This window comes from Oceanobacter antarcticus (assembly GCF_044962685.1).
Taxonomy (GTDB): Bacteria; Pseudomonadota; Gammaproteobacteria; order Pseudomonadales; family Oceanobacteraceae; genus Oceanobacter; species Oceanobacter antarcticus.
Genome location: NZ_JBBKTX010000050.1, coordinates 1 through 3112, shown reverse-complemented (window position 1 = coordinate 3112; position 3112 = coordinate 1). Strand labels below are relative to the sequence as shown.

The following is a 3112-nucleotide window of genomic DNA, read 5'->3' as shown; positions in this document are numbered from 1 at the left end:
AACGTAAAAAACCCCGCCCTGCAGCGCAGGACGGGGTGTTCTGTTTAAGAGCTTGACGATGACCTACTCTCACATGGGGAGACCCCACACTACCATCGGCGATGCTGCGTTTCACTTCTGAGTTCGGGATGGATTCAGGTGGTTCCACAGCTCTATTGTCGTCAAGCAAACTGTTATGGTGTTGTCTGTCTGAAGGGGATCGGTCGATCGACCCGGCAGAGTTTCACCAAATAGGGTTGGATACATGAGTTTTTTGAGAGATTCTTTGTAGAGGCAGCAGTTGCCTGGTGTTTCCGTCTGTTATAACAGCCCGGTTTGGGTGTTATATGGTCAAGCCTCACGGGCAATTAGTATCAGTTAGCTCAACGCCTCGCAACGCTTACACACCTGACCTATCAACCTGGTGGTCTTCCAGGGCCCTACAGGGAACTCAAGGTTCCAGTGAGATCTCATCTTGAAGGAGGCTTCACGCTTAGATGCTTTCAGCGTTTATCCCGTCCGAACGTAGCTACCCGGCAATGCATCTGGCGATACAACCGGAACACCAGAGGTTCGTCCACTCCGGTCCTCTCGTACTAGGAGCAGCTCTTCTCAAATCTCAAACGCCCACGGCAGATAGGGACCGAACTGTCTCACGACGTTCTAAACCCAGCTCGCGTACCACTTTAAATGGCGAACAGCCATACCCTTGGGACCGGCTTCAGCCCCAGGATGTGATGAGCCGACATCGAGGTGCCAAACACCGCCGTCGATGTGAACTCTTGGGCGGTATCAGCCTGTTATCCCCGGAGTACCTTTTATCCGTTGAGCGATGGCCCTTCCATACAGAACCACCGGATCACTATGACCTACTTTCGTACCTGCTCGACGTGTCTGTCTCGCAGTTAAGCCGGCTTGTGCCATTACACTAACCTCCTGATGTCCGACCAGGATTAGCCGACCTTCGTGCTCCTCCGTTACTCTTTGGGAGGAGACCGCCCCAGTCAAACTACCCACCACACAGTGTCCTCGATCCAGATAATGGACCTGAGTTAGAACCCCAAATTGACCAGGCTGGTATTTCAAGATTGGCTCCACGACAACTAGCGTCATCGCTTCAAAGCCTCCCAGCTATCCTACACAAGCCAATTCAAAGTTCACTGTGAAGCTGTAGTAAAGGTTCACGGGGTCTTTCCGTCTAGCCGCGGGTATACGGCATCTTAACCGCAATTTCAATTTCACTGAGTCTCGGGTGGAGACAGTGTGACCATCATTACGCCATTCGTGCAGGTCGGAACTTACCCGACAAGGAATTTCGCTACCTTAGGACCGTTATAGTTACGGCCGCCGTTTACCGGGGCTTCGATCAAGAGCTTCTCGTGAGATAACCCCATCAATTAACCTTCCGGCACCGGGCAGGCGTCACACCCTATACGTCCACTTTCGTGTTTGCAGAGTGCTGTGTTTTTAATAAACAGTTGCAGCCACCTGGTATCTTCGACCGGTCTCAGCTTACGGAGCAAGTCCTTCACCAAAACCGGCGCACCTTCTCCCGAAGTTACGGTGCCATTTTGCCTAGTTCCTTCACCCGAGTTCTCTCAAGCGCCTTGGTATTCTCTACCTACCCACCTGTGTCGGTTTAGAGTACGGTTCATTTGTAGCTGAAGCTTAGAGGCTTTTCTTGGAAGCATGGCATCGACCACTTCGGACTCCGTAGAGTCACCGTTATCGCTTCTCGGCATTAAGATCCCGGATTTGCCTAAGATCTCTGCCTACCAGCTTAAACACGGACAACCAACGCCGTGCTGGCCTAGCCTTCTCCGTCCCCCCATCGCACTACAAACAAGTACAGGAATATTAACCTGTTTCCCATCGACTACGCTCTTCAGCCTCGCCTTAGGGGCCGACTAACCCTGCCCCGATTAACGTTGGACAGGAACCCTTGGGTTTCCGGCGGGGGAGTTTTTCACTCCCCTTGTCGTTACTTATGTCAGCATTCGCACTTCTGATACCTCCAGCCTGGTTCACACCTTGACCTTCAACGGCTTACAGAACGCTCCTCTACCATGCGTATAAATACGCATCCGTAGCTTCGGTGTACAGTTTGAGCCCCGTTATATCTTCCGCGCAGGCCGACTCGACTAGTGAGCTATTACGCTTTCTTTAAAGGGTGGCTGCTTCTAAGCCAACCTCCTAGCTGTCTGGGCCTTCCCACATCGTTTCCCACTTAACTGTAACTTTGGGACCTTAGCTGACGGTCTGGGTTGTTTCCCTTTTCACGACGGACGTTAGCACCCGCCGTGTGTCTCCCATGATTGAACTCACCGGTATTCGGAGTTTGCAAAGGGTTGGTAAGTCGGGATGACCCCCTAGCCTTAACAGTGCTCTACCCCCGGTGGTTATACATGAGGCACTACCTAAATAGTTTTCGAGGAGAACCAGCTATCTCCGAGCTTGATTAGCCTTTCACTCCGATCCACAAGTCATCCCCTACCTTTTCAACGGGAGTGGGTTCGGTCCTCCAGTGCCTGTTACGGCACCTTCAACCTGCTCATGGATAGATCGCCCGGTTTCGGGTCTAATGCTAGCGACTGGACGCCCAGTTAAGACTCGCTTTCGCTACGGCTCCGTTAACACTTAACCTTGCCACTAACATTAAGTCGCTGACCCATTATACAAAAGGTACGCAGTCACCGAACTAAGTCGGCTCCCACTGCTTGTACGTACGCGGTTTCAGGGTCTATTTCACTCCCCTAACAGGGGTTCTTTTCGCCTTTCCCTCACGGTACTAGTTCACTATCGGTCATCTGGGAGTATTTAGCCTTGGAGGATGGTCCCCCCATGTTCAGTCAGGATAACACGTGTCCCGACCTACTCGTTTTCACTGCTTATAAGTTTTCGTATACGGGGCTATCACCCACTATGGCGGCACTTTCCAGAGCCTTCTACTAACTACAAAACAGCTTAAGGGCTAGTCCCCGTTCGCTCGCCGCTACTAAGGGAATCTCGGTTGATTTCTTTTCCTCGGGGTACTTAGATGTTTCAGTTCTCCCGGTTCGCCTCTTACACCTATGTATTCAGTGCAAGATACCTGTAAACAGGTGGGTTTCCCCATTCAGAGATCTCCGGGTCA

General features: G+C 51.7%; 2 rRNA genes. Both read right to left on the bottom strand.

Going from position 1 to position 3112, the window contains the following annotated elements:
* Positions 1-50 precede the first annotated feature (50 nt).
* Positions 51-166: ribosomal RNA gene (gene rrf, locus WG929_RS20775) — 5S ribosomal RNA — on the bottom strand.
* 160 nt (positions 167-326) lie between these two features.
* Positions 327-3112: ribosomal RNA gene (locus WG929_RS20770) — 23S ribosomal RNA — on the bottom strand; the annotation flags it as partial.